This is a genomic window from Pseudomonas fluorescens, assembly GCF_900215245.1.
In the GTDB taxonomy this organism is placed as follows: Bacteria; Pseudomonadota; Gammaproteobacteria; order Pseudomonadales; family Pseudomonadaceae; genus Aquipseudomonas; species Aquipseudomonas fluorescens.
The window spans coordinates 5,089,114-5,113,258 of record NZ_LT907842.1; the positions used below are offsets into that span (position 1 = coordinate 5,089,114).

General features: G+C 60.5%; 17 protein-coding genes. 9 read left to right on the forward strand and 8 right to left on the reverse strand.

Annotated features, from left to right (window positions below):
- Positions 1-14 precede the first annotated feature (14 nt).
- Together CPH89_RS23710 and CPH89_RS23715 are read right to left on the reverse strand one after the other, a co-directional pair.
- Positions 15-920 carry an AraC family transcriptional regulator gene (locus CPH89_RS23710; RefSeq protein WP_053256332.1) on the reverse strand — a complete coding sequence of 302 codons (906 nt, stop codon included), beginning with the start codon at positions 918-920 and terminating at the stop codon, positions 15-17.
- Between the two features lie 72 nt (positions 921-992).
- Positions 993-2,282 carry a glycosyltransferase gene (locus tag CPH89_RS23715; RefSeq protein WP_053256331.1) on the reverse strand — a complete coding sequence of 430 codons (1,290 nt, stop codon included), beginning with the start codon at positions 2,280-2,282 and terminating at the stop codon, positions 993-995.
- A 169-nt stretch (positions 2,283-2,451) separates the two neighbouring features.
- Between CPH89_RS23715 and tpx the strand changes: the two genes are divergently transcribed.
- The 7 genes from tpx (at position 2,452) to CPH89_RS23750 (ending at position 15,225) form a co-directional block, all read left to right on the forward strand.
- Entirely contained in the window at positions 2,452-2,952 is a 501-nt protein-coding gene (gene tpx / locus CPH89_RS23720; RefSeq protein ID WP_053256330.1) for a thiol peroxidase, read from the forward strand.
- Between the two features lie 231 nt (positions 2,953-3,183).
- Entirely contained in the window at positions 3,184-4,488 is a 1,305-nt protein-coding gene (locus CPH89_RS23725) for an MdtA/MuxA family multidrug efflux RND transporter periplasmic adaptor subunit (RefSeq protein ID WP_053256329.1), read from the forward strand.
- Complete coding sequence (locus tag CPH89_RS23730) at positions 4,485-7,586, forward strand: MdtB/MuxB family multidrug efflux RND transporter permease subunit (protein WP_053256328.1); 3,102 nt, start codon at positions 4,485-4,487, stop codon at positions 7,584-7,586. The genes CPH89_RS23725 and CPH89_RS23730 overlap by 4 nt, the downstream gene beginning before the upstream one ends.
- The gene (locus tag CPH89_RS23735) at positions 7,583-10,690 is read left to right on the forward strand and encodes an efflux RND transporter permease subunit (protein ID WP_053256327.1); all 3,108 of its coding nucleotides are present in this window, start codon (positions 7,583-7,585) and stop codon (positions 10,688-10,690) included. The genes CPH89_RS23730 and CPH89_RS23735 overlap by 4 nt, the downstream gene beginning before the upstream one ends.
- Complete coding sequence (locus tag CPH89_RS23740) at positions 10,687-12,162, forward strand: efflux transporter outer membrane subunit (protein ID WP_053256326.1); 1,476 nt, start codon at positions 10,687-10,689, stop codon at positions 12,160-12,162. Before CPH89_RS23735 ends, CPH89_RS23740 begins: the two co-directional genes overlap by 4 nt.
- A 165-nt stretch (positions 12,163-12,327) precedes the next feature.
- Positions 12,328-14,424, forward strand: coding sequence for a putative bifunctional diguanylate cyclase/phosphodiesterase (locus CPH89_RS23745; RefSeq protein WP_053256325.1), 2,097 nt, complete (start codon positions 12,328-12,330; stop codon positions 14,422-14,424).
- Positions 14,425-14,478: 54 nt separating this feature from the next.
- Complete coding sequence (locus tag CPH89_RS23750) at positions 14,479-15,225, forward strand: SDR family oxidoreductase (protein ID WP_053256324.1); 747 nt, start codon at positions 14,479-14,481, stop codon at positions 15,223-15,225.
- Between the two features lie 12 nt (positions 15,226-15,237).
- On the opposite strand, the gene CPH89_RS23755 is transcribed toward CPH89_RS23750, so the two are convergent.
- From CPH89_RS23755 to CPH89_RS23770, 4 genes are all read right to left on the reverse strand, one after another.
- Positions 15,238-15,648: a hypothetical protein gene (locus CPH89_RS23755; protein WP_232005405.1), complete on the reverse strand. Its 411-nt coding sequence runs from the start codon at positions 15,646-15,648 to the stop codon at positions 15,238-15,240.
- Between the two features lie 150 nt (positions 15,649-15,798).
- A complete protein-coding gene (gene mapR, locus CPH89_RS23760; RefSeq protein WP_053256323.1) occupies positions 15,799-17,208 on the reverse strand; it encodes a GntR family transcriptional regulator MpaR in 1,410 nt (469 codons plus the stop codon).
- A gap of 81 nt (positions 17,209-17,289) precedes the next feature.
- Positions 17,290-18,699, reverse strand: a complete 1,410-nt coding sequence (gene ccoG, locus CPH89_RS23765) for a cytochrome c oxidase accessory protein CcoG (protein ID WP_053256322.1) — start codon at positions 18,697-18,699, stop codon at positions 17,290-17,292.
- A gap of 184 nt (positions 18,700-18,883) precedes the next feature.
- Positions 18,884-19,123, reverse strand: a complete 240-nt coding sequence (locus CPH89_RS23770; RefSeq protein ID WP_053256321.1) for a DUF3203 family protein — start codon at positions 19,121-19,123, stop codon at positions 18,884-18,886.
- Positions 19,124-19,257: 134 nt separating this feature from the next.
- Between CPH89_RS23770 and CPH89_RS23775 the strand changes: the two genes are divergently transcribed.
- On the forward strand, positions 19,258-19,755 hold the full coding sequence (locus tag CPH89_RS23775; protein WP_053256320.1) for an MgtC/SapB family protein: 498 nt from the start codon (positions 19,258-19,260) through the stop codon (positions 19,753-19,755).
- Between the two features lie 7 nt (positions 19,756-19,762).
- Here CPH89_RS23775 and CPH89_RS23780 read toward each other — a convergent pair whose 3' ends face one another.
- On the reverse strand, positions 19,763-21,544 hold the full coding sequence (locus tag CPH89_RS23780) for a M10 family metallopeptidase C-terminal domain-containing protein (protein WP_081006370.1): 1,782 nt from the start codon (positions 21,542-21,544) through the stop codon (positions 19,763-19,765).
- A 192-nt stretch (positions 21,545-21,736) separates the two neighbouring features.
- On the reverse strand, positions 21,737-21,895 hold the full coding sequence (locus tag CPH89_RS30450) for a hypothetical protein (protein WP_167422759.1): 159 nt from the start codon (positions 21,893-21,895) through the stop codon (positions 21,737-21,739).
- Between the two features lie 204 nt (positions 21,896-22,099).
- Here CPH89_RS30450 and CPH89_RS23785 point away from each other — a divergent pair, with 204 nt between their 5' ends.
- Positions 22,100-24,088, forward strand: coding sequence for an alpha-1,4-glucan--maltose-1-phosphate maltosyltransferase (locus tag CPH89_RS23785; protein WP_053256318.1), 1,989 nt, complete (start codon positions 22,100-22,102; stop codon positions 24,086-24,088).
- The last annotated feature ends 57 nt before the right edge of the window (positions 24,089-24,145 follow it).

Consider the following 24,145-nt stretch of genomic DNA (forward strand, 5'->3'; position numbering starts at 1 on the left):
GACCTGACGTCCAACTATCCCAGGTTCTGCTCGGTCAGGCGCTGCACAGCCAGGCGCCGGTAGTGGGACGGCGTCATACCCTTGAGCTGCTGAAAGCGCCGGTTAAAGTTGGAGATATTGTTGAAGCCCGACTCGAAGCACACGTCCGTCACCGCTTTATCGCCATCGGCCAGCAGCTCACAGGATTTGCTGATACGCAGTCGGTTAACAAACTCGATAAACGTGCGCCCCGTCGCTTGTTTGAACACACGCGAGAAATAGGTTGGCTTCATGCCCAGGTGTTCCGCGACTTCCTCCAGCGACAATTCCCGCGCGTAGTGCGCAAAGATGTAGTCCACCGCGCGGTTAGTGCGGTCGATGCTGTGTTCGTCGGCCCATTGCAGGGTGGTCGCGCCGGACAGCAATTGGTAGTCCTCACACGCGCTCAGCACTTCCAGCAAAATAAAGAAGTGCCCCAGGCGCGCCATGCCTTGGGCCTCCTCGATGCGCTGCATCAAGGTCATGGCCTGGGCGATGGTCTTTTTGCAGCGAAACTCGATGCCGTACTGAGCCCGCTCCAATAACGGCGTCAGCGTCTTGAGTTCGGCGAAAATGTGGCTGCCATGCTCGAACAACTCGTCGGTGAAATTGACCAGCATGTCGCGCTTGGGCACCCGCTCACCGTCCTCCACTTGGCTGATCCAGTTGTGAGGCAAGTTGGGGCCGGTGAGGAACAGGCTTTCGGGATAGAAGTTGCCGATGTAGTCGCCGATGAACACTTTGCCAGCACTTGCGACGATCAAGTGCAGTTCGTATTCCTTATGGAAATGCCAGCGCACCAGCGGGCAGGGGAAGCCGTGTTGGCGATAGATGATGGACAGACCGTTGTGATCGTCCATCAGCTCGTAGGAAGGGTCGGTGATTCGCGTTGCTCGGGTCATGCTGCCGTCGCTTTATTGTGGTTGCTGCGTAGGATAATGCCCCCTTGCGCGCGACCTCGCCAGCGTCGGTGTTTATACCGTGCGGTTTTTTGCCTCGATCCATTGCGACATGTACTGGGTACTTTTATGCGCGTGGTGGCGCAGCATGCTACCGGTGAAGTTGTCCCGCCGATGGGCCGCCAGATGGCGGCGACAGTGCTCCAGGCATTCCACCAGTGCCGGGCCATGGACCGTTTGATCGTAGCGCCGGGCAAGCAGCTGGCGCCCTTGTTCCTGGGCCTGGCGCCAGCGCTCACGGTCCTGATACAGAGCGATGGCGGCCGCCGCCAGGGCTGGCGCGCTCGGTTCGATCACGCCCGGCCAGGCGTGGCCGTCGCCCATCGCTTCGGCACCGATGGGGGTGGTCACACTCGGCGTGCCACACAGCATCGCGTCGGCCAGTTTGCCCTTGATCCCGGCGCCGAAACGCAAGGGTGCCAGGCAGATACGTGCAGCCGACATCACTTGCAGGGCATCTTCAGCCCAGTTCATCACATGAAAACCCTGCGCCGGGTTATGCAACGCAGTCGCCTTTGGCGGTGTGTACGATCCGTAGATATGCAGCTGGGCGCCCGGCAGTTGTTGGCGGATCAAGGGCCAGACGCCGTTCTTCATCCATAGCACCGCATCCCAGTTGGGCGCGTGGCGAAAGTTACCGATGCTAAGAAAATGCGCACGGTCTTCAAACGGCGCAAAGGCCTCGGTGGGGGGCTGCAGCATCAATGGGCACCAGTGGAGCAGGGCGGCTGGCACATTGAATTGCTCGGTGAGCAGGCGGATTTCCACGTCGGAGATCATCAGGCTGATGTCACAGCGGTAAATGGCGGCGATCTCGCGCTTGGCCACGTCGGTGTTGGCCATCAGTTGGAATTCCTGCGCCAGCGCCGGCTGGAACAGCGCGGTAAAGTCATCGCTGTCGGGATGGGCTTTCAGGTGATCCTTGAAACGTTGATGACGGGCGTCGCGCAGGCTTTGCAAGTCAGACGTCTCCAGTACGCGCACAGCATCGGGGCAGCATTTCTCCACGCGCCAGCCGAACTGTTCTTCCATCATGAAACGGTCGAACAGCACGATATCCGGGGCCAGTTCGCGGATAAAGTCGTCGAAGCTGCTGTTATTGAGTTCAATGGCGCATTCGCGTATGCCCAGCGCGGGCAAGTCGGCCTTGTGCTCGCCTACGGTCGCCGGACTGCTGAAGGTAATGTCCCAGCCGTGGTCCAGAAAGCTCTGCAGAATCTGCATCATGTGCCCGCCGGCCGCCGAGGAACGCGGCTCCGGCCAGACATAACCAATGACCAGGACTTTGGTGGCGGGCTGATTCATCGACAACGGATTCCTTGAGGGGCGTGCGAAAAGCGCGCAATTAAACCATAGGCCCGCGTCCTTGGCGCGCTATGAGAATTTATGTCTGGCGGTAGGTAGCCTCCTCAGTTTGTGGTTAACTTCGGGCTCTCGAATTCGTTCAATCAAACCCAGTATAAGGATTCCGTTCATGGCTCAAGTCACCCTTCGTGGTAACCCTGTCCAGGTTGAAGGTACATTACCGGAGACCGGTTCCCCTGCTCCAGCGTTCAGCCTGACCGCCGTTGACCTGTCCCAGGCCACCCTGGAAACGTTCGCCGGCAAGCGCAAAGTGCTGAACATCTTCCCAAGCGTCGACACCCCGACCTGCGCCACCTCGGTGCGCAAGTTCAATGCCGAAGCCAACACCCTGAACAACACCGTTGTGCTGTGCATCTCCTCCGACCTGCCGTTTGCCCAGAAGCGTTTCTGCGGCACCGAAGGCCTGGACAACGTGCTGAGCCTGTCGGATTTCCGCGACGCCCACTTTGCCGTTGACTACGGTGTGTCTCTGACCGACGGCCCGCTGCAAGGCCTGACCGCACGCGCAGTTGTCGTGCTGGATGAAAACAACAACGTGCTGCACAGCGAGCTGGTCAGCGAAATCGGTGAAGAGCCGAACTACGAAGCCGCCCTGGCTGTTTTGAAGTAACTGTTTCAGCGCATTACTGTCGTTTTGCAGTAACACGCTTGATACATGATTGCGGCCTGGCCTAGTCCAGGCCGTTTTTATTTACCCGTCAGCGGTTTAATGAAATAGCGAACGGACTAAGGTCAGAAGTTAAAAGTTGTAAGCCCAAGGTAAATAGCCGGTAAAGGCGCTTTTCTTAATGCGCTCCAGTGCTTATCTTTCAGCCTCCCAAAGAAGAAGCTCTCGCGCCCAATGGTTGATCAATCCATGCAATCCTCCCCCCGCAACTCCCGCCGCTGGCTGTTTGGCCTGCTCGTGCTGCTGGTTATCGCCGGCCTGTGCTGGAAATTCTGGCCCGGCAGCACCAAGGATACTGCCGAGAAAAAGCCGGCCGGGCATGCCGGCAAGTCGGGGATGATGCGCCCGGGCTTCGGCGGTTCCACCGGGCCGATTCCGGTGCGCGTGGCGCCGGCGGTGCTGGGTGAGTTTCCGGTGTACTACAAGGCTTTGGGCACGGTGACCGCGCTCAACACCATTAATGTACGCAGCCGGGTGGGCGGTGAGCTGGTGAAGATCGCCTTTGAAGAGGGGCAGATGGTCAAGGCCGGTGACTTGCTGGCGGAAATCGACCCGCGCAGTTACCAGAACGCTTTGCTGCAGGCCCAAGGCACGCTGTTGCAGAACCAGGCTCAGCTGAAAAATGCACAAGTTGATGTACAGCGCTACCGCGACCTGTATGCCCAGGACAGTATCGCCAAACAGACCCTGGACACCGCCGAAGCGTTGGTCATGCAGTACCAGGGCACGGTCAAGACCAACCAGGGCGCGGTGGATGACGCCAAGCTCAACCTCGAATTCACCAAGATTCGCGCGCCGATCAGCGGCCGCGTCGGCCTGCGTCAGGTCGATGTGGGCAACCTGGTCGCCGCCAACGACACCACGTTCCTCGCGGTGATCACCCAGACCCAGCCGATCAGCGTGGCGTTCACCTTGCCGGAAAACACGCTGGACACCGTGCTCAGCCGTTATCACGCCGGCAACAAGCTGCCCGTGGAAGCCTGGGACCGTGGCGACGTGAAAAAGCAGGCTGTCGGCGTGTTGCAGAGCCTCGACAACCAGATCGACGTCACCACCGGCACCCTGAAATTCAAGGGCCGTTTCGATAACAAGGACCAGGCACTCTTCCCCAACCAGTTCGTCAACGTGCACCTGCTGGCCGATACCCTGCATAACGTCGTGCTCGCACCTTCCGCGGCGATTCAGTTCGGCAATAACGGCACCTTCGTCTACAAGCTCGATGGCGACAAGAAGGTCAAGGTTCAGCCCCTCGTGATCGGTGACACCGATGGCGACAACACGGTGATCAAGGAAGGCCTGGTGGCCGGCGACCGTTTGGTGCTGGAAGGCACCGACCGCTTGAAAGACGGCAGTGAAATCGAAGTGGTCAACGACAGCAGCGACGTACAGACCACGCCGACCGAACACTTGCAAGGCAAACCCGCAGCAAAAGGGGAGACCGGGGCTAACACCGGCAAGGCGCAAAAGGTCGGTTCATGAACCTGTCGCGGCTGTTTATTCTACGTCCGGTTGCCACCACGCTGAGCATGCTGGCGATTGTCCTCGCCGGTATCATCTCGTATCGCTTGCTGCCGGTATCGGCCTTGCCGCAAGTGGATTACCCGACCATCCGGGTGATGACCCTGTACCCCGGCGCCAGTCCGGATGTGATGACCAGCGCGGTCACGGCACCGCTGGAGCGTCAGTTCGGGCAAATGCCCGGCCTGACCCAGATGGCGTCCACCAGCTCCGGCGGGGCGTCGGTGCTGACCCTGCGCTTCAACCTCGATATCAATATGGATGTCGCCGAGCAGCAGGTGCAGGCTGCAATCAACGCCGCCACCAACCTGCTGCCCAAGGATTTGCCGGCGCCGCCGGTGTACAACAAGGTCAACCCTGCGGATACCCCGGTGCTGACCTTGGCGATTACCTCCAAGACCATGTTGCTGCCCAAGCTCAATGACCTGGTCGACACGCGTATGGCGCAAAAGATTGCGCAGATCAGCGGCGTCGGCATGGTCAGCATCGCCGGTGGCCAGCGCCAGGCCGTGCGTATCAAAGTCAACCCCGAGGCCCTGGCCGCCACTGGCTTGAACCTGTCGGACGTGCGCACCCTGATCGCCGCCTCCAACGTCAACCAGCCCAAGGGCAACTTCGATGGCCCGACTCGGGTGTCGATGCTCGACGCCAACGACCAGTTGGTGTCGCCCCAGCAATACGCCGAATTGATCCTGGCCTACAACAATGGCGCACCGCTGCGCCTTAAAGACGTAGCACAAATCGTCGACGGCGCAGAAAACGAACGCCTCGCCGCCTGGGCCAATGAAAACCAGGCCGTGCTGCTCAATATCCAGCGTCAGCCGGGCGCCAACGTGATTGAGGTGGTCGACCGTATCAAGGCGTTGCTGCCCAGCATCACCGACAACCTGCCGGCCGGCCTGGACGTGACGGTACTCACCGACCGCACTCAAACCATTCGTGCGTCGGTGAAGGACGTACAGCATGAACTGCTGATCGCCATTGCACTGGTAGTGATGGTGACCTTCCTGTTCCTGCGCCGTGTCAGCGCGACCATTATTCCGTCGATCGCCGTGCCGTTGTCGCTGGTGGGCACCTTCGGCGTGATGTACCTGGCGGGGTTCTCCATCAATAACCTGACGCTGATGGCCTTGACCATCGCCACCGGTTTTGTGGTGGACGATGCCATCGTGATGCTGGAGAACATCTCGCGTTATATCGAGGAAGGCGATACGCCACTGACGGCGGCCCTCAAGGGTGCCAAGCAGATCGGCTTCACGCTGATTTCCCTGACCTTGTCGTTGATCGCGGTATTGATCCCGCTGCTGTTCATGGCCGATGTGGTCGGGCGGCTGTTCCGCGAGTTCGCCATCACCCTGGCGGTGGCGATCCTGATTTCCCTGGTGGTCTCGCTGACTCTGACGCCGATGATGTGCGCGCGGCTGCTCAAGCGCGAGCCGAAGGAAGATGAACAAAGCCGTTTCTACAAGGCCAGCGGCGCCTGGATCGATTGGTTGATCGAAGCCTACGGTCGCAAGTTGCAGTGGGTGCTCAAGCACCAGCCGCTGACCCTGCTGGTGGCCATCGCTACCCTGGGCCTGACCGTGGTGCTGTACCTGGTGGTGCCCAAGGGGTTTTTTCCGGTGCAGGACACCGGGGTGATTCAGGGGATTTCTGAAGCGCCACAGTCGATTTCGTTTGCCGCCATGAGCCAACGTCAACAGGAACTGGCGAAGGTGATCCTGGCCGATCCGGCCGTTGAAAGCCTGTCCTCCTACATCGGTGTGGATGGCGATAACGCCACTCTCAACAGCGGGCGCCTGTTGATCAACCTCAAGGCCCACGGCCAGCGCGATTTGAGCGCAGCCCAGGTGATTACGCGCTTGCAGCCGGAAATCGACAAGCTGGTGGGTATCCGCCTGTTCATGCAGCCGGTGCAGGACCTGACCATTGAAGACCGCGTGAGCCGCACCCAGTACCAGTTCAGCATGTCGTCGCCCGACGCCGAGCTGTTGGCGTTGTGGAGCGACAAACTGGTGCACGCCCTCAGCCAGTTGCCGGAGCTGACCGACGTCGCCAGCGACCTGCAAGACAAGGGGTTGCAGGTGTTCCTGGTCATCGACCGCGATGCGGCCTCACGCCTGGGGGTGAGTGTGTCGACCATCACCGATGCGCTGTATGACGCTTTCGGCCAGCGACAGATTTCCACCATCTACACCCAGGCCAGCCAATACCGCGTGGTGCTGCAGGCTCAATCCGGTGAAACCCTCGGGCCTGCCGCGCTGAACCAGATCCACGTGAAAACCACTGACGGCGGCCAGGTGCGGCTGTCGAGCCTGGCCCACGTAGAACAGCGTCAGGCGCAGTTGGCGATCGCGCATATCGGCCAGTTCCCGGCGGTGATGATGTCATTCAACCTGGCCCCCGGCGTCGCGCTGGGCAAAGGTGTGGAGCTGATCAACCAGACCCAGAAAGACATCGGCATGCCGATAGGCGTGCAGACCCAGTTCCAAGGGGCGGCGCAGGCGTTCGAGGCGTCACTGTCGAGCACCTTGCTGCTGATCCTGGCGGCGGTGGTCACCATGTACATCGTGCTGGGTGTGCTGTACGAGAGCTACATCCACCCGATCACCATCCTCTCCACCTTGCCGTCGGCGGCGGTGGGGGCCTTGCTGGCTTTGCTGCTGAGTGGCAATGACCTGGGCATGATCGCGATCATCGGCATTATTTTGCTGATTGGTATCGTGAAAAAGAACGCGATCATGATGATCGACTTCGCCCTCGACGCCGAACGTAACCAGGGCCTCGACCCGCAGACGGCAATCTATCAAGCGGCGCTGTTGCGTTTCCGGCCGATCCTGATGACCACGCTGGCCGCGTTGTTTGGTGCCGTGCCCTTGATGCTGGCCACCGGTTCCGGCGCTGAACTGCGCCAGCCTCTGGGCCTGGTGATGGTGGGCGGTTTGTTGGTAAGCCAGGTATTGACGCTGTTCACGACGCCGGTGATCTACCTGTACTTCGACCGTCTTGGCCGGCGCTGGCGCAAAGAGCCGCAAAGCCTGGAGCCGGTTGAGTCATGAACCTGTCCGGACCGTTTATTCGCCGCCCGGTAGCAACCATGCTGCTGAGCCTGGCGATCCTGTTGCTCGGCGGCGTCAGCTTCAACTTGCTGCCGGTATCGCCGCTGCCGCAGATCGACTTTCCGGTGATCGTGGTTTCGGCCAGCTTGCCCGGCGCCAGCCCCGAGGTCATGGCGTCCACCGTGGCCACGCCGTTGGAACGCTCATTCGGCGCGATTGCCGGCATTACCACCATGAGCAGCTCGTCAAGCCAGGGCTCCACGCGGGTGATCCTCGCGTTTGATTCCGACCGTGATATCAACGGCGCCGCACGGGAAGTGCAGGCGGCGATCAACGCGTCGCGCAACCTGTTGCCCAGTGGCATGCGCAGCATGCCGACCTACAAGAAGATCAACCCGTCCCAGGCACCGATCATGGTGCTCTCGCTGACCTCCGACGTGCTCAAAAAGGGCGAGTTGTACGACCTGGCGTCGACCATCCTCTCGCAAAGCCTGTCCCAGGTGCCGGGTGTGGGTGAAGTGCAGATCGGCGGCAGTTCCTTGCCAGCGGTGCGCATCGAGCTTGAACCCAAGGCCCTCGACCAGTACGGCGTGGCCCTGGACGATGTGCGCAACACCATCGCCAATGCCAACCAGCGGCGGCCCAAGGGTTCCCTGGAAGACAGCGAGCGCAACTGGCAGATCCAGGCCAACGACCAGTTGGAAAAGGCCAAGGACTACGAACCGCTGCTGATTCGCTACCAGAACGGCGCGGCCCTGCGCCTGGGCGACGTGGCCACGATCAGTGACGGCGTGGAAGACCGCTACAACAGTGGCTTTTTCAACAATGATTCGGCGGTGTTGCTGGTGATCAACCGCCAGTCCGGCGCCAACATCATCGAGACGGTCCGACAAATCAAGGCACAGTTGCCGGCCCTGCAGGCGGTGCTGCCGTCCAGCGTCAAACTCAACCTGGCCATGGACCGCTCGCCGGTGATCACCGCGACCTTGCATGAAGCCGAGATGACCTTGCTGATTGCCGTGGCCCTGGTGGTGCTGGTGGTTTACCTGTTCTTGGGTAACTTCCGCGCGTCATTGATTCCGACCCTGGCGGTGCCGGTGTCATTGGTGGGCACCTTTGCGGTGATGTACCTGTTCGGCTTCTCGTTGAACAACTTCTCGCTGATGGCGCTGATCCTGGCCACCGGCCTGGTGGTGGACGATGCCATCGTGGTGCTGGAGAACATTTCCCGGCACATCGGCGAGGGGGTGCCGCCGATGAAGGCGGCCTACCTGGGCGCCGAGGAAGTCGGCTTTACCTTGCTGTCGATGAACGTATCGCTGGTGGCGGTGTTCCTGTCCATCCTGTTTATGGGCGGCATTGTCACCAACCTGTTCCGTGAGTTTTCCATCACCTTGTCGGCCGCGATCATTGTCTCGTTGATCGTCTCGCTGACCTTGACGCCGATGCTCTGTGCCCGTTGGCTCAAGCCCCATATCAAGGGGCATATGACTGGCTTGCAGCGCTGGAGCCAGCAGGTCAATGACCGCATGGTCGCAGCCTATGCGACCAGCCTGGACTGGGTACTGCGCCACCGGCGCCTGACCCTGCTCAGCTTGTTCATTACCGTGGGCGTGAACGTCGCGCTCTATGTGGTGGTGCCAAAAACCTTTATGCCGCAGCAGGACACTGGCCAGTTGATCGGCTTTGTGCGTGGCGACGATGGGCTGTCATTCAATGTGATGCAGCCGAAAATGGAGACGTTCCGCAAGGCGGTCCTCAAGGACCCGGCGGTGCTCAGCGTGGCCGGTTTTATCGGTGGCAACAACGGCACCAACAACGCGGTGATGCTGGTGCGCCTCAAGCCGATCGCCGAACGCAAGATCTCGGCCCAGGCGGTGATCGAGCGTTTGCGCAAGGACGTGCCACTGGTGCCGGGCGGGCGCTTGTTCCTCATGGCCGACCAGGACCTGCAATTTGGCGGCAGTCGCGATCAGACCAGTGCGCAATACTCCTACATCCTGCAAAGCGGTGACTTGGCCGCGCTGCGCCTGTGGTACCCGAAAGTGGTCGCCGCGCTGCGCGAATTGCCGGAGCTGACCGCCATCGACGCCCGTGAAGGGCGGGGTGCGGCGCAGGTGACGCTGGTGGTCGACCGCGACCAGGCCAAGCGCCTGGGTATCGACATGAACATGGTCACGGCGGTGCTGAACAACGCCTACAGCCAGCGGCAGATCTCGACCATTTATGACAGCCTCAACCAGTATCAGGTGGTGATGGAGGTCAACCCGAAATACGCCCAGGACCCGATTACCCTGAACCAGATGCAGGTGATTACGTCCACCGGCGCGCGGGTCCCGTTGTCGACCATTGCCCATTACGAAAACAGCCTGGCGGACGACCGCGTCAGTCATGAAGGCCAGTTCGCTTCGGAAAACATTGCCTTCGACATGGCCCCTGGGGTGACGGTGGAGCAGGGCACCGCCGCCATTGAGCGCGCGATTGCCAAAGTGGGCTTGCCCGAAGACGTGATCGCCAAGATGGCCGGTACCGCCGATGCGTTTGCGGCGACCCAGAAAGGCCAGCCGTTCATGATCCTTGGGGCATTGGTGGCGGTTTACCTGGTGCTGGGCATTTTGTATGAAAGCTACATTCACCCGCTGACCATCCTTTCGACCTTGCCATCGGCCGGTGTGGGCGCGTTGCTGTCGATCTACCTGTTGGGCGGCGAATTCAGCCTGATTTCCCTGCTGGGGCTGTTCCTGCTGATCGGGGTGGTGAAGAAAAACGCGATCCTGATGATCGACCTGGCCTTGCAACTGGAACGTCATGACGGCATGAGCCCGCTGGAATCCATTCGCAGCGCCTGCCTGTTGCGCTTGCGACCGATCCTGATGACCACGCTTGCCGCCATCCTCGGCGCCTTGCCGTTGCTGCTCGGCGCCGGCGACGGCGCGGAAATGCGCAAGCCGCTGGGCCTGACCATTATCGGCGGCCTGGTGTTCAGCCAGATCCTGACCCTTTACACCACTCCGGTGGTTTACCTCTATCTTGACCGCGCGCGCCACCGCTTCAATGCCTGGCGCGGTGTGCGTACTGATGCTGCCTTGGACACTGCGCTATGACCGATTCAACGTTTGCCAAATTGGCCATGAGTATGCCGCGTGGTTCCCGCGTCGCCAGCCTGGTGCTGTGCGGCGCGCTGCTCAGCGCGTGCGCCATCGGCCCGGATTACCAGCGCCCGGCGGTCATCGAGCCGGTGCAATTCAAGGAAGCCCAGGGCTGGCGTCAGGCCACGCCCAGTGACTCGCTGGCTCGCGGCGCCTGGTGGGAGTTGTATGGCGACCGCCAGCTCAATGAGCTGGTGACACGCCTCAATAATGCCAACCAGACCGTCGCCCAGGCCGAAGCGCGCTTCCGTCAGGCCCAGGCCCAGGTGCGCAGCGCCCGCGGGGCGTTTTTCCCGAGCGTGGACCTGAGCGTCGGCAAGACCCGCGCCAGCCAGGGGACCGGCAGCAGCAGTGCCAGCCTGAGCAGTTCCAGCAGTGGTATTCGCGACACCCTCAACGCGCAATTGGGCGTGAGTTGGGAAGCGGATGTGTGGGGCAAGTTGCGCCGCGGCCTGGAAGCCAATGAAGCCACGGCCGAGGCCAGCTCGGCGGACCTCGCGGCGATGCGCCTGAGCCAGCAGTCCGAGCTGGTGCAAAGCTATTTGAAACTGCGCGTCATGGATGAACAGACCCGCTTGTTGCAAGCCACGCTGGACGCCTACCAGCGTTCGCTGCAAATGACCGAAAACCAGTACCGCGCCGGTGTGTCCGGCAAGGATGCGATTGCTCAGGCACAAACCCAGCTCAAGACCACCCAGGCCAGCCTGATCGACCTGATCTGGCAACGTGCCCAGTTGGAAAACGCCATCGCCGTATTGATTGGCGAGGCGCCGGCCAGCTTCAATCTGGCGGTCAGTAAAGACATCCCCGCACTGCCGCAAATTCCAGTCAGCGTGCCGTCGCAATTACTGGAACGTCGCCCGGATATCGCCTCGGCCGAACGTTCGGTGATCGCCGCCAACGCCAATATTGGCGTGGCCAAGGCGGCTTATTATCCAGACTTGACCTTGAGCCTGGCGGGGGGGTATTCCAGCAGCACCTACGCCAACTGGATCAGCTTGCCTAACCGTTTCTGGTCAGTGGGGCCGAAGTTGGCGATGACCCTGTTTGACGGTGGTCAGCGTTCGGCGGAAGTCGACCGAACGGAGGCCTCGTATGACGAGACGGTGGCGAAGTACCGCCAGACGGTGCTGGATGGTTTTCGCGAAGTGGAAAACTACATGGTGCAGTTGAAGGTGCTGGAGGATGAGGCCGTTGTCAGCAATGAAGCCCTGGACGCGGCGCGGGAGTCGTTGCGGTTGACGCAAAACCAGTACAAGGCCGGGCTGATTGCCTACCTGGATGTGGTGACCGTGCAGGCGACGGCGTTGAGTAACGAACGCACGGTGCTGACGCTGTTGCAAACGCGGTTGGTGGCGAGTGTGCAACTGATTGCTGCGTTGGGCGGTGGATGGGACGGGGTGACCTCGATAGCCAATAAGGAGTGACGCCAACCCCACTGAAACCGGCGCTTTACAGCCATTGGATTGACGTCAAAACGCCGATGCTGGCCTTCTGATAATTAATCAACTCGCCAAGATTTATTCTCGCTACAATCGCCCGCTTTGCCACCTGGCACGGGCGTCCCACGCCCGTCAGTCTTGAGAACTCCCATGCTGATCGGTAGCTATTCCCCCTCTCTGGTCGTGATCTCCCTGTTCGTCGCGATCCTGGCGTCCTACACGGCGCTGGACCTGGCCGGCCGCCTCGCGACCGCCCAGGGCCGCGCGGTTTATGTGTGGATGACGGGTGGCGCATTGGCAATGGGCACAGGCGTGTGGTCGATGCACTTTATCGGCATGTTGGCGTTGCGCCTGCCGTTCGCCCTCGGGTTTGACCTGGGGATTACCGCGCTGTCGCTGCTGATCGCCGTGTTATCCAGCGGCTTCGCGCTATGGCTGGTCAGTCAGGCCCGCTTGCCTGCGTGGCAGCTGGCGTTTGGTGCGCTGATCATGGGGGCGGGCATCAGCAGCATGCACTACACCGGCATGGCGGCGATGCGCATGACCCCGGGTATCGACTACGACCCCACGTTGTTCGGCGCTTCGTTGCTGATTGCGGTAGTCGCCTCTGGCGCTGCCCTGTGGATCGCCTTCAACCTGCGGCGCAACACCCCTTACGTGCGCTTGGCACGCGGGGGCGCTGCGGTGATCATGGGCATTGCAATCGTAGGCATGCATTACACCGGCATGGCTGCAGCACGCTTTGCCGACGACAGTTTTTGTGGCGCTGCGTTGACCGGCCTGAGCGGCAAGGGCCTGGATAACCTGGTGCTGATCACGTCATTGGCGGTGTTGATCATCGCGCTGCTGACCTCGCTGCTGGATGCCCGCCTCGAAGCGCGCACCGCCGTTCTGGCCGACTCCCTGACCCTGGCCAACCAGGAACTGACCCACCTGGCCCTGCATGACATGCTCACCGGCCTGCCGAACCGCACCTTGCTCGCCGACCGAATTCAACAAGCTATCCAGACAGTGAAGGAGCAGGGCGGGTGCTTTGCCCTGATGTTTATCGACCTGGATGGCTTCAAGCCCGTCAACGATGCGTTTGGTCACCACATGGGCGACCAGTTGCTGCGGGAGGTGGGCCTGCGTCTGCGCGAGGACCTGCGCAGTCAGGACACCCTGGCCCGTATCGGCGGCGATGAGTTCGTGCTGCTGGTGCAATTGACGCAGCCGGATGATGCGATGGGCCTGGCCGAACGTCAGGTCGGGCTGATCAATCGTGCGTTCAAGGTCGCCGAACATGAGCTGAATATTTCCGCGAGCATCGGCATTGCCTTGTTTCCGGGCAACGGCAACACCCCTCAAGAACTGTTGATGAATGCCGACGCCGCGATGTACCACGCCAAGGGTATGGGCAAGAATGGCTACAGCTTCTTCGATGTGTCGATGAACACCAACGCGCGCAAGCAATTGCAGTTGTTGCAAGACCTGCGCAACGCCGTTGAGCACGAGCAGTTTCGATTGTATTACCAGCCCAAGTTTGATGCGCTCAGCGGTATTGCGATTGGCGCTGAAGCCTTGCTGCGCTGGGAGCATCCGCAGCAGGGGTTGATGCTGCCGGCCACCTTTATCGAACTGGCGGAAAAGACCGGCTTGATTATTCCCATCGGTGAGTGGGTGCTGAACGAAGCCTGCCGCCAGATGCGCCTGTGGTACCTGCAGGGCTATGAAGACTGGCGCATTGCGGTCAACCTGTCGGCGTTGCAGTTCTGCCATGCCGGGTTGGTAAAAAGTGTCGCTTCAGCCCTGGACCGTCACCAGTTGCCGGCCAACAGCCTGACCCTGGAAATCACCGAAACCACCGCCATGAGCGATGCCGATGCGAGCATGATGGTGTTGCAGCAACTGGCGGACATGGGCGTCGACCTGTCCATTGATGACTTTGGCACCGGGTATTCGAGCCTGATGTACCTCAAGCGCCTGCCGGCCAACGAGTTGAAGATCGACCGCGGTTTCGTGCGCGACCTGGAACACGACAGCGATGATGCCGCTATCGTCTCGGCCATTGTGGCGCTCGGCCAGGCGCTGGGGCTGCGAATCGTCGCCGAAGGTGTGGAGACCGATGTGCAGCAGAGTTTCCTGACCCGCCTGGGTTGTAATTCCCTGCAAGGCTATTTGTTGGGCCACCCGTTGCCGGCGGAGGGTTTCATGGCCGACATCCAGCGCGCCGAAGAGGCGTTAACGCCTGACAAAAGCACTGGGTGACGGGTATTCTTGGGGCCAACCCTAACGATCAGGTTGACTCAGGAGACCGCACGCATGGACAAAGTCCTCATCATCACCGGGGGCAGCCGTGGTATCGGCGCCGAGACCGCGTTGCTGGCCGCTCGCCAGGGCTATCGCATTTGCCTTAACTACCAGTCCGATGAAGCCGCTGCCCAGCGCATGCTGGATCAGGTCCGCGCGCTGGGTGCGCAGGCGATTGCCGTGCGTGCCGATGTGAGCATCGAAGATGAAGTGATCGCGTTGTTCAGCCGTGTGGATGCTGAATTGGGGCGTGTCACCGCCCTGGTCAACAACGCCGGCACTGTCGGGCATAAGTCGCGGGTCGATGAGATGTCTGAGTTTCGCATCCTGAAAACCATCAAGACCAACGTGCTGGGGCCGATCCTGTGTGCCAAGCACGCGGTGCTGCGCATGTCGCCCAAGCATGGCGGGCAGGGCGGCAGTATCGTCAATGTGTCGTCGGCGGCGTCACGCCTGGGTGCGCCGGGTGAATATGTCGACTATGCCGCCTCCAAAGGTGCCTTGGACAGTTTCACCATTGGCCTGTCCAAAGAGGTGGCGGGTGAGGGGATTCGTGTCAACGCGGTGCGCCCTGGCTATATCTTTACCGACTTTCACGCCTTGAGCGGGGACCCGGACCGGGTCAGCAAGCTGGAGTCCGGTATCCCCATGGCCCGTGGCGGGCGCCCGGATGAGGTGGCGGAAGCGATTATCTGGTTGTTGTCGGATAAGGCTTCCTACGCCACTGGGACATTCGTGGATTTGGCCGGCGGCCGTTAACGTACCGCGTCATCAGGTGGGCTGGTGGCGCAGTTCTTCATACCCGTACCAGGAAAACCGTCTGAGCAGGCTGGCCTCGGAGTTGTCCACGTAGCTGTAGCCACTCTCGGAAAACCCGTCGATCTGCCCATTGCGACTGACGCTTGCGTTCAGGCTTCGATCATCTACGTTGTCGATAAAGCGTAATACTTTGTCCAGGTTGTAGGCCGCATCGGCCCTTGCTTGCGGGGCAGGATTGGCATTGGTCCAATCGCCTACCTGCAACTTGAGGTCATCGCCCACCAGGTAATGTTCGCGGCCATCCAGGAAGCGTCGGGTTACCGCACTTTGTTCGATGATCCGGTCTGCCGAACGGTGATCTACTGCTGAGCGGCTAACAGGCCCCGTCATCTCGCGCAGGTGTTTTTGTTCCTCTGCACGCATGTAGTGGGGTGGGATGGACGGTAACCTTAGGACCGCGGAAGTGACAGACATATACATGGAAATAAACCTGTTGGTTGAGATCAAGGACACACACTTTTGCTGGAACGTGCGCGCCGTTGTAGGTGGTTTTTCCTTTATCTGAGTTCCAGTTTAAAACGAGCGTACAATCCGCCCCAATGTCTCCATGGCCTTCTCCGACGCCTCGGTCCAGGGGCTGCCGTAGTTCAGGCGAATGCAATTTCTGAAGCGCTGGGTTGCCGAGAAGATCGGCCCCGGCGCAATGCTGATGCCCTGGGCCAGGGCCATCTGGAACAGCTTCAACGAGTCGGTTTGCTCCGGCAATTCCAGCCACAGGAAATAACCGCCGGCCGGCTGGCTGACCCGCGTTTGTGCCGGGAAGTAACGCGCGATCGCGGCCAGCATGGCGCTTTGTTGTTCCTCCAGCGCGTAACGCAATTTGCGCAAGTGCCGGTCGTAGCCACCGTGTTGCAAGTAGTCGGCAATGGCTGCCTGGGCCGGCATTGACGGGCATAACGAGGTCATCAGCTTCAGCCGCTCGACCTTTTGCGCAAAGCGCCCGGCCGCCACCCAGCCGACGCGGTAGCCCGGCGCGAGGCTTTTGGCAAACGAGCCGCAGTGCATCACCAGCCCTTCGGTGTCGAACGCTTTGGCCGGCTTTGGCGCGTGTTGCCCGTAGTACAACTCGGCGTACACATCGTCTTCGATCAGCGGCACTTGATGGGTGCGCAGCAGTTCCACCAATGCCTGTTTTTTCGCCTCCGGCAAGGTCGCGCCCATCGGGTTCTGAAAGCTGGTCATGGTCCAGCAAGCCTTGATCGGGTAGCGTTCCAGGCTTTTCGCCAGGGCGTTCAGGTCGATGCCGTCGCGCGGGTGCACGGGAATTTCCACCGCCTTGAGCTTCAGCCGCTCCAGCACTTGCAGGCAGGCATAAAACGCCGGTGCTTCAATGGCCACCAGGTCGCCCGGTTCCGTCACGGCCTGCAGGCACAAATTCAGCGCCTCCAGGGCGCCATTGGTGATCAGCAGCTCTTCCATGGGCAGCATCAGGCCGCCGACCATATAGCGCAGGGCAATCTGTCGCCGCAGTTGGGGGTTGCCCGGCGACATGTCGGTGACCACCAGGCGCGGGTCCATCTCGCGGCTGGCGCTGGCCAGGGAGCGGGCCAGGCGGGGCAGCGGGAACAGCATCGGGCTGGGGAAGGCCGAGCCGAAAGGCACGGTAGTGGGGTCCTTGATGGAGTCGAGCACCGAAAATACCAGCTCACTCACATCCACTTCGGTGGACTCATGCACGTGCTCACTCACCACAGGCTCGGAAAACGGGCTCGGTGCATGGGTGTTGACGAAGTAGCCGGAACGCGGCCGTGCACGGATCAGGCCACGGCGCTCCAGCAGGTAGTAGGCCTGGAACACCGTGGACGGGCTGACGCCGTAGGTCTGGCTCGCGTAGCGCACCGACGGTACCCGCTGGCCGGGCCCGAGGACGCCGGAGCGGATCAGTTCTGCGATGTCATCGGCGAATTTTTCGTAGCGTTTCATCGGAGCCTTAAACAATTTTCAGTGGGTACACGCCGAGCAAGCCCGCCTGCGCCGTTGAGTCTGGGCATATTCCGCTCTACCTCAGCGGTTAATCGGTGCCACAAAGCGACTGTCGGCGGCACTGTAGATCCAGGGCTCGTCCACATCCGTCACCTTGAATCGCAGGGTTTGCGAACTGCTCGCCGGCTTGTCGGCCAGTAAAGCGACCGACACCGGTATATCGCTGATTTCGCCCGGCGCGAGGCTGATCTCGGTCTTGCCCTGCAACTGGAAGCCTTCAGCGTCGACCAGTTCCAGGCGATAGGCCTGGCGTTGCTGGGTCTTGTTGATGACCTTGAGGCTGTAGATGTTCTCAATCAAGCCCTGGCTATTTTCGCGGAACATGCCGCGGTCCTTGGTGACGTCCAGCGACACCATCGGACGTTCCACCAGGGCCACCACCAATGCCGCGATCATTACCAGCAACACGGCACTGTAGCCGATCAGCCGCGGCCTGAGCAGGCGGGTTTTGCCACCTTGCAGTTGGTGTTCGGAGGTATAGCTCACCAGGCCACGGGCATAGCCCATCTTATCCATGATCGAATCGCAGGCGTCGATGCACGCCGCGCAGCCGATGCACTCCATTTGCAGACCGTCACGGATATCGATACCGGTGGGACACACTTGCACACACAATTGGCAGTCGATGCAATCACCCAGGCCGACGTCGGCCGGCCTGGCGTCGCGCTTGCGCGGCCCGCGCTGTTCGCCGCGCGCCGTGTCGTAGGAAATGGTCAAGGTGTCTTTGTCGAACATCACGCTTTGGAAGCGTGCATACGGGCACATGTGCATGCACACCGCTTCGCGCAGCCAGCCGGCGTTGATGTAAGTGGCTCCGGTGAAAAACAGCACCCAAAACAGACTCACGCCGCCCATTTGCCAGGTCAACAGCTCGGTAGCCAACGGCCGGATGGGGGTGAAATAGCCGACAAAGGTCAGCCCGGTCAGTACGCTGATGCCCAGCCACAGGGTGTGCTTGGCCGAACGCCGCGCGAGCTTGGCCAGGCTCCACGGCGCCGCTTGCAGCTTGATGCGTTGGTTACGCTCACCTTCGGTGACCTTTTCGCACCACATGAACAGCCAGGTAAACGAGCTTTGCGGGCAGGTGTAGCCGCACCATACGCGGCCGGCAAATACGGTTATCGCGAACAGACCGAAGGCGCAGATGATCAGCAGCGCCGACAGCAGGATGAAATCCTGGGGCCAGAAAGTCGCGCCGAAGATGTGGAATTTGCTTTCCGCCAAGTCCCAAAGCACGGCTTGGCGCCCACCCCAGTTCAGCCACACGGTGCCAAAAAACGCCAGGAACAGCACAGCGGCGCCACTCACGCGCAAGGTGCGGTACAGGCCGCTGAAGCTGCGGGTATGGATCAGGTTGTCACTGGATTTGGCCTTGACCTTCTTTGGGTGCAGTGGCTCAAAGGTTTCCACGGTTGGGATTCTTTCGCTCATGGTCGTTCGCTCATCAGCCTCCATCAGGCCGATGAACTATGAGCGCCGAGCTGTTTGCATAACAGGCTCAGGTATGGCGATAAAAAGCGGATCAGATGGGCTTTTTGCGCGCGCCTGCGACAATCTGCTGCACGCCATGGCGCCTAGGGTGCAGCAGTATTGAGCGTGCGCTGATACAGATCAATTAAATCGCCGAACCAGGCTCGGTGACCTTCTTGTGCTGGCGCCCATCGGTTGCACCGGCCACTGTGAGCGCGTCGGCCTCCGCTTCGGTGATGTAAATCTGCTCGCCGCTCAGCGCCACGTAGGACATGGACTTGCCAACATCCGTGCTGACCGTGACTTCACCCGCCGGCAAACTCTGTTCCTGACCATCGTCGTTGACCTTGAAATAACACGTCTGATGTTCGATACGGACTGGCATGCTGATCTCCTTTGCAAAGGCTGGTGATCGTTAGGGTGCACGGCGTTGCCAGGCGTTCCAGGCAACTGACTGGCGGTCGCTGCTGTCCATGCTTTGACGGCAATCTTTACCCACCCTGACAAAGGAGCGCATTCATGGACGCCTGGTGGCAAGAAGTCTTGCAAACCCTGCACGCCGAGTTCGCCGATATCGGTGATGCACGCCAGCTCACTCAGATTACCGTGCGCCTGCTGATCGCCGCGGTCCTGGGCGGCATTCTGGGTTTTGAGCGTGAACATAAGGGCAAGGCAGCCGGTGTGCGCACTCATATGCTGGTGGCAATGGGGGCCGCATTGTTTGTGTTGGTGCCGCAGATGTCGGGTAGCCAGGCCGATGCCATGAGCCGGGTGCTGCAGGGCGTCATTGCGGGGATTGGTTTCCTCGGGGCGGGGACGATTCTCAAGGGCAAGGAAGATGAAGAAGGCCAGCACGTCAAAGGCCTGACCACCGCCGCCGGGTTGTGGATGACCGCTGCCATTGGTGTGGCAGCGGGGCTGGGGCGTGAATCGACGGCGGTGCTCAGTACGTTGCTCGCGTTGGCGGTGTTCAGCGTGATGCCGATGATCGTCAAGCGGCTGGAAAAGGACGAGTGAGTGGCTATCAGGCCTGGATGTCCCGGTAGCGCACTTCGCCCAATACCTTCAGTTCGAACGGTGGTTCACCCGGCTTGCGCGAAATCGTCACGAAACTGGTGTTGCTGCCCGCGTAGTAATTAATCGTCATCTCGCCACTGACGCCGGAGAAACGCTCGACCAATGGCAACGGCTTTTCACCCAGTTGCGTGCGAATGCCGCTCAGATCGATCTTGTCTGTGCCTGAGGTAAAGCTCATCACCGCCCCAGGGTTCGCGCTGAGGTCGTTGTAGCTGAAAATCTGCGGCGTGCCTGCAGGGCGGGGCACCGCGGTATTGCCCGGATCTGCGGGGGCAAGCTCGGCGGATGAGTCGGTCTCGGGCTGCGGCGCGTCCTTGTGCACCTGTGCAGTCGGCGGCGCTGACCCTGGAAGGGCCGCAGCCTCGCGTTTCAGGGCTTCCAGGCTGGCCTCGCTCAAGGTTTCGCTGATCGTGTTCTTCAGCTTGGCCAGTTCTGCGGGATCCTTCGCCAGGGTTTTAAGCGAGTCTTCGCTCAACAGTTCCTGCAGTTCGGCTCCGCGCTGTGCGGTTTCTTCGGAACCCGGTTCGCGCAGCATCTGGATGAGGCTGTCGCGGCTTAGCAGGTGGTTGATTCTGTTCATTTTGGTGATGGCGTCGGCTGAGGCTTTGGTGTTGGCGTCCGCCGGGCTTTCGTCGATGCTGGAGGGCTGGCTGTCCTCCTTGGGTTGCAGGGCTTTCGATTTTGCCGAAGGGTTGCTGTCGGTCTCGGCCTTCGGCGGTGCTGACGTTGGCATGGCATCGGCCTCGCGTTGCAGGGCTTGCAGATGGGTCTCGCTGAAGATTTGGCTGATGGTGTTTTTCAGCTTGGCCAGTTCTACGGGATCCGTCGCCAGGGTTTTAAGCGAGTCCTCGCTCAACAGTTCCTGCAACTCGGTTTTGCGCTGCGTGGTTTGCTCGGAATCCGGTTCGCGCAGCATCTGGATGAGGCTGTCGCGGCTTAGCAGATGGTTGATTCTGTTCATTTTGGTGACGGCGTCGGCTGAGGCTCCGGTGTTGGCATCCGCCGGGTTTTTGTCGATGCCGGAGGGCGTGCTGTCCTCCTTGGGTTGCAGGGCTTTCGATTTTGCCGCTGGGTTGCGGTCGGTCTCGGCGTTCTGAAATGGCTTGCCAATAGCCATCAGGTTTTTGCTGAGCGGGGTGCTCAGCCGGATGCGCTGTTGAGCATTGGCACGCTCCTGTTGCCTTTCGGTTTCGATTTGCTTGTAAGCCACGTAGCTTTCTGTGGGGTCGACCTTGCGCGTGCGTTCCCGGATCCTTTCTTGCGTCAGGTTGGGGTTTGGGATCACTGCGGCTTCAGCCTGTCTGGCCTGGATGTGTTTTTCGCTTAATAACTGGCCGATGTTATCCCGCAAACGTGACATCTCGGCAGGGTCACTGGTCAGGGTGTTAAGTGATTCCTCGCTCAACAACTCCCGCATGTCCTTGAGGCTCTGCGCAGTGTTCCTGGCGTATGGATCGCGCATCATCTGGATGAGACTGTCCGGGCTTAACAGTTCGGTGATTCTGTTCATCTTGGCGATGACGTCTGGCGAAGGTTCCGACGTTGTCGGCGTCTCGGCGGTCAAGGGGCTTTGAGGCGTTTCATTGTGCAGCGGTTTGCGGGGATTATTGAGGCTGTCGCGTTGAAGCCCTTCGGGTGGCTGTTTGGGTGCGGGATCATTTGAGCCCGTCGGGTTGGGGTTCGACAGCATTGGCAGGGGAGCCTGGGGGGGCAACGATGTTATCGACATGGTCAGCACTCGCGTTGTGATTGAAGGGGACCGCGCCAAACAGAAGCAAGGCCGAGGTCCACGCGAGCAGATTTTCTGATGATGAGGAGGGGCGTAGAGTTAAGAGCTGTCTTTACCGATCGTAGGAAGTGTCTGTAGTGCTTGCCCGCAAAGTGCTTGATTGCGGGCAAGTGCGTGTTCGCCAGGTTTATTTCAGACGATGACCGGCGGCACAGTGGTGGGCGGCTCTTGCACGGGCGGCGGTTCATTTTCCGGTGGCTCTTTCTCCGGAATCGGTTGCGGTTCGCTGGGCGGCAGGGTCGGGTTGTCGATATTCGGGTCAGGCGTTTCAGCCGGGATCGGGATATTCATCGGTGTGGCCTCCTTTGTGCTTTGCTCTATCGGTGGACAACCGCGGGGGAGAATTGATTCCCCGCCCAATGGCGGCATATCCACCTGAACTTTTCACCTGGCCACAGGCTCGGACCTATTACGGCCCTGCTCAGGGAGAGCGTCGCCGTATCAGAATTCGGATCAAGCAAAGAGCGTCCACAGGGCGTAAGGGGAAGATGCTCGATGACTGCTGAAACACTGGCTCCAGACCATTCACCATTGCCGCTGTCCCAGGCGTTGCTGTTGCCCAGGATCGCTATCGAAAGCACCACCCCGGTAATCGACGGCGGCAAATTCGCCGTAAAAACTGTGGTTGGGCAGCGGGTAACCGTTACCAGCAAGGTGTTCGCCGACGGCCATGACAAGCTCGCCGTACTGATCCGCTGGCGCCCGCTGCAGGATGAAAGCTGGCACAGCGTGGTCATGACCGATGTCGGCAACAATGGCTGGGAAGGCGCGTTTACCGTTGCACAGCAAGGCCTTCACGAATATTGCATCGAAGCCTGGATCGATACCTTCGCCAGCTTCTGTTACGAACTGCGCAAGAAACATGAGGCCGGGGTGCCCGTCAGCCTGGAGTTGCAGGAGGGCCGCAGCCTGGTCTTGCAAGCGGCTGAACGCAGTGACAACGAATTGCGCGATCGTTTGATGTTGTTGCACCACGAGCTTGCAGGCCGGCTGGAAACCGAGCAGGTTGCGCAGTTCCTGCACGAAGAAAGTGCACACCTGATGACCCAGGCCGACCACCGCGCCTACCTGAGCATCAGCCCCGCCTACCCGATTGACGTTGAGCGCAGCGCCGCACAGTTTGCCAGTTGGTACGAGCTGTTCCCCCGCTCGATCACCGACGATCCGGCGCGCCACGGCACCTTCAAGGATGTGCACTCACGCTTGTCGATGATCCACGACATGGGGTTCGACGTACTCTATTTTCCGCCGATCCATCCTATCGGCCGCAGCCATCGCAAGGGCAAGAACAATGCCCTGACGGCGGGCCCGGATGATCCTGGCAGCCCCTACGCAATTGGCAGCGAGGCGGGTGGTCATGACGCCATCCACCCGCAATTGGGCAGCCGTGACGACTTCCGTCGCCTGGTCAAGGCCGCCGCCGACCATGGCCTGGAAATCGCGCTGGATTTTGCCATCCAGTGTTCCCAGGACCACCCGTGGCTCAAAGAGCATCCGGGCTGGTTCAACTGGCGTCCGGACGGCACGATCAAATACGCGGAAAACCCGCCGAAAAAGTATCAGGACATCGTCAACGTCGACTTCTATGCGGCTGACGCGATTCCGAGCCTGTGGACCGAGTTGCGCGACGTGGTGGTGGGCTGGGTGGAAGAGGGCGTGAAGACCTTCCGTGTCGACAACCCACACACCAAGCCGTTGCCGTTCTGGCAATGGTTGATCAGCGATGTGCGCGCCAAGCACCCCGACGTAATCTTCCTGGCCGAGGCATTCACCACGCCGGCGATGATGGCGCGCCTGGGCAAGGTCGGTTATTCCCAGAGCTACACCTATTTCACCTGGCGCAACACCAAGGCCGAGTTGAGTGAATACTTCGCGCAGTTGAACGAGTCGCCGTGGCGCGAATGCTACCGGCCGAATTTCTTCGTCAACACACCGGACATCAACCCAGGCTTCCTGCATGAGTCCGGCCGCCCGGGCTTTTTGATCCGCGCGGCGCTGGCCACCATGGGCTCGGGCCTGTGGGGCATGTATTCGGGGTTTGAGCTGTGCGAGGCGGCACCGGTCCCGGGCAAGGAAGAGTATCTGGATTCAGAGAAATACGAGATCCGCCCACGGGACTACACCGCCCCCGGAAATATCATTGCCGAAATCGCCCAGCTCAACCGTATTCGCCGGCAGAACCCCGCGCTGCACACGCACTTGGGGCTGAAGCTGTACAACGCCTGGAACGACAACATCCTGTACTTCGGCAAACGCAGTGAAGACGGCAGCAATTTCATTCTGGTCGCCGTCAACCTCGACCCATTCAACGCCCAAGAGGCGCATTTTGAGTTGCCGTTGTGGGAAATGGGCTTGCCCGATGACGCCCAGACCCAAGGCGAAGACTTGATGAGCGGCCACCGCTGGACCTGGTACGGCAAGACCCAGTGGACGCGGCTTGACCCGCAGATGCCGTTTGGTATCTGGAGAATCACTCCATCCTGAACTGAGCCTGATCTTCAGATCGATGAGGATCAAATGTGCGACCTGGCTTGCCGGTGA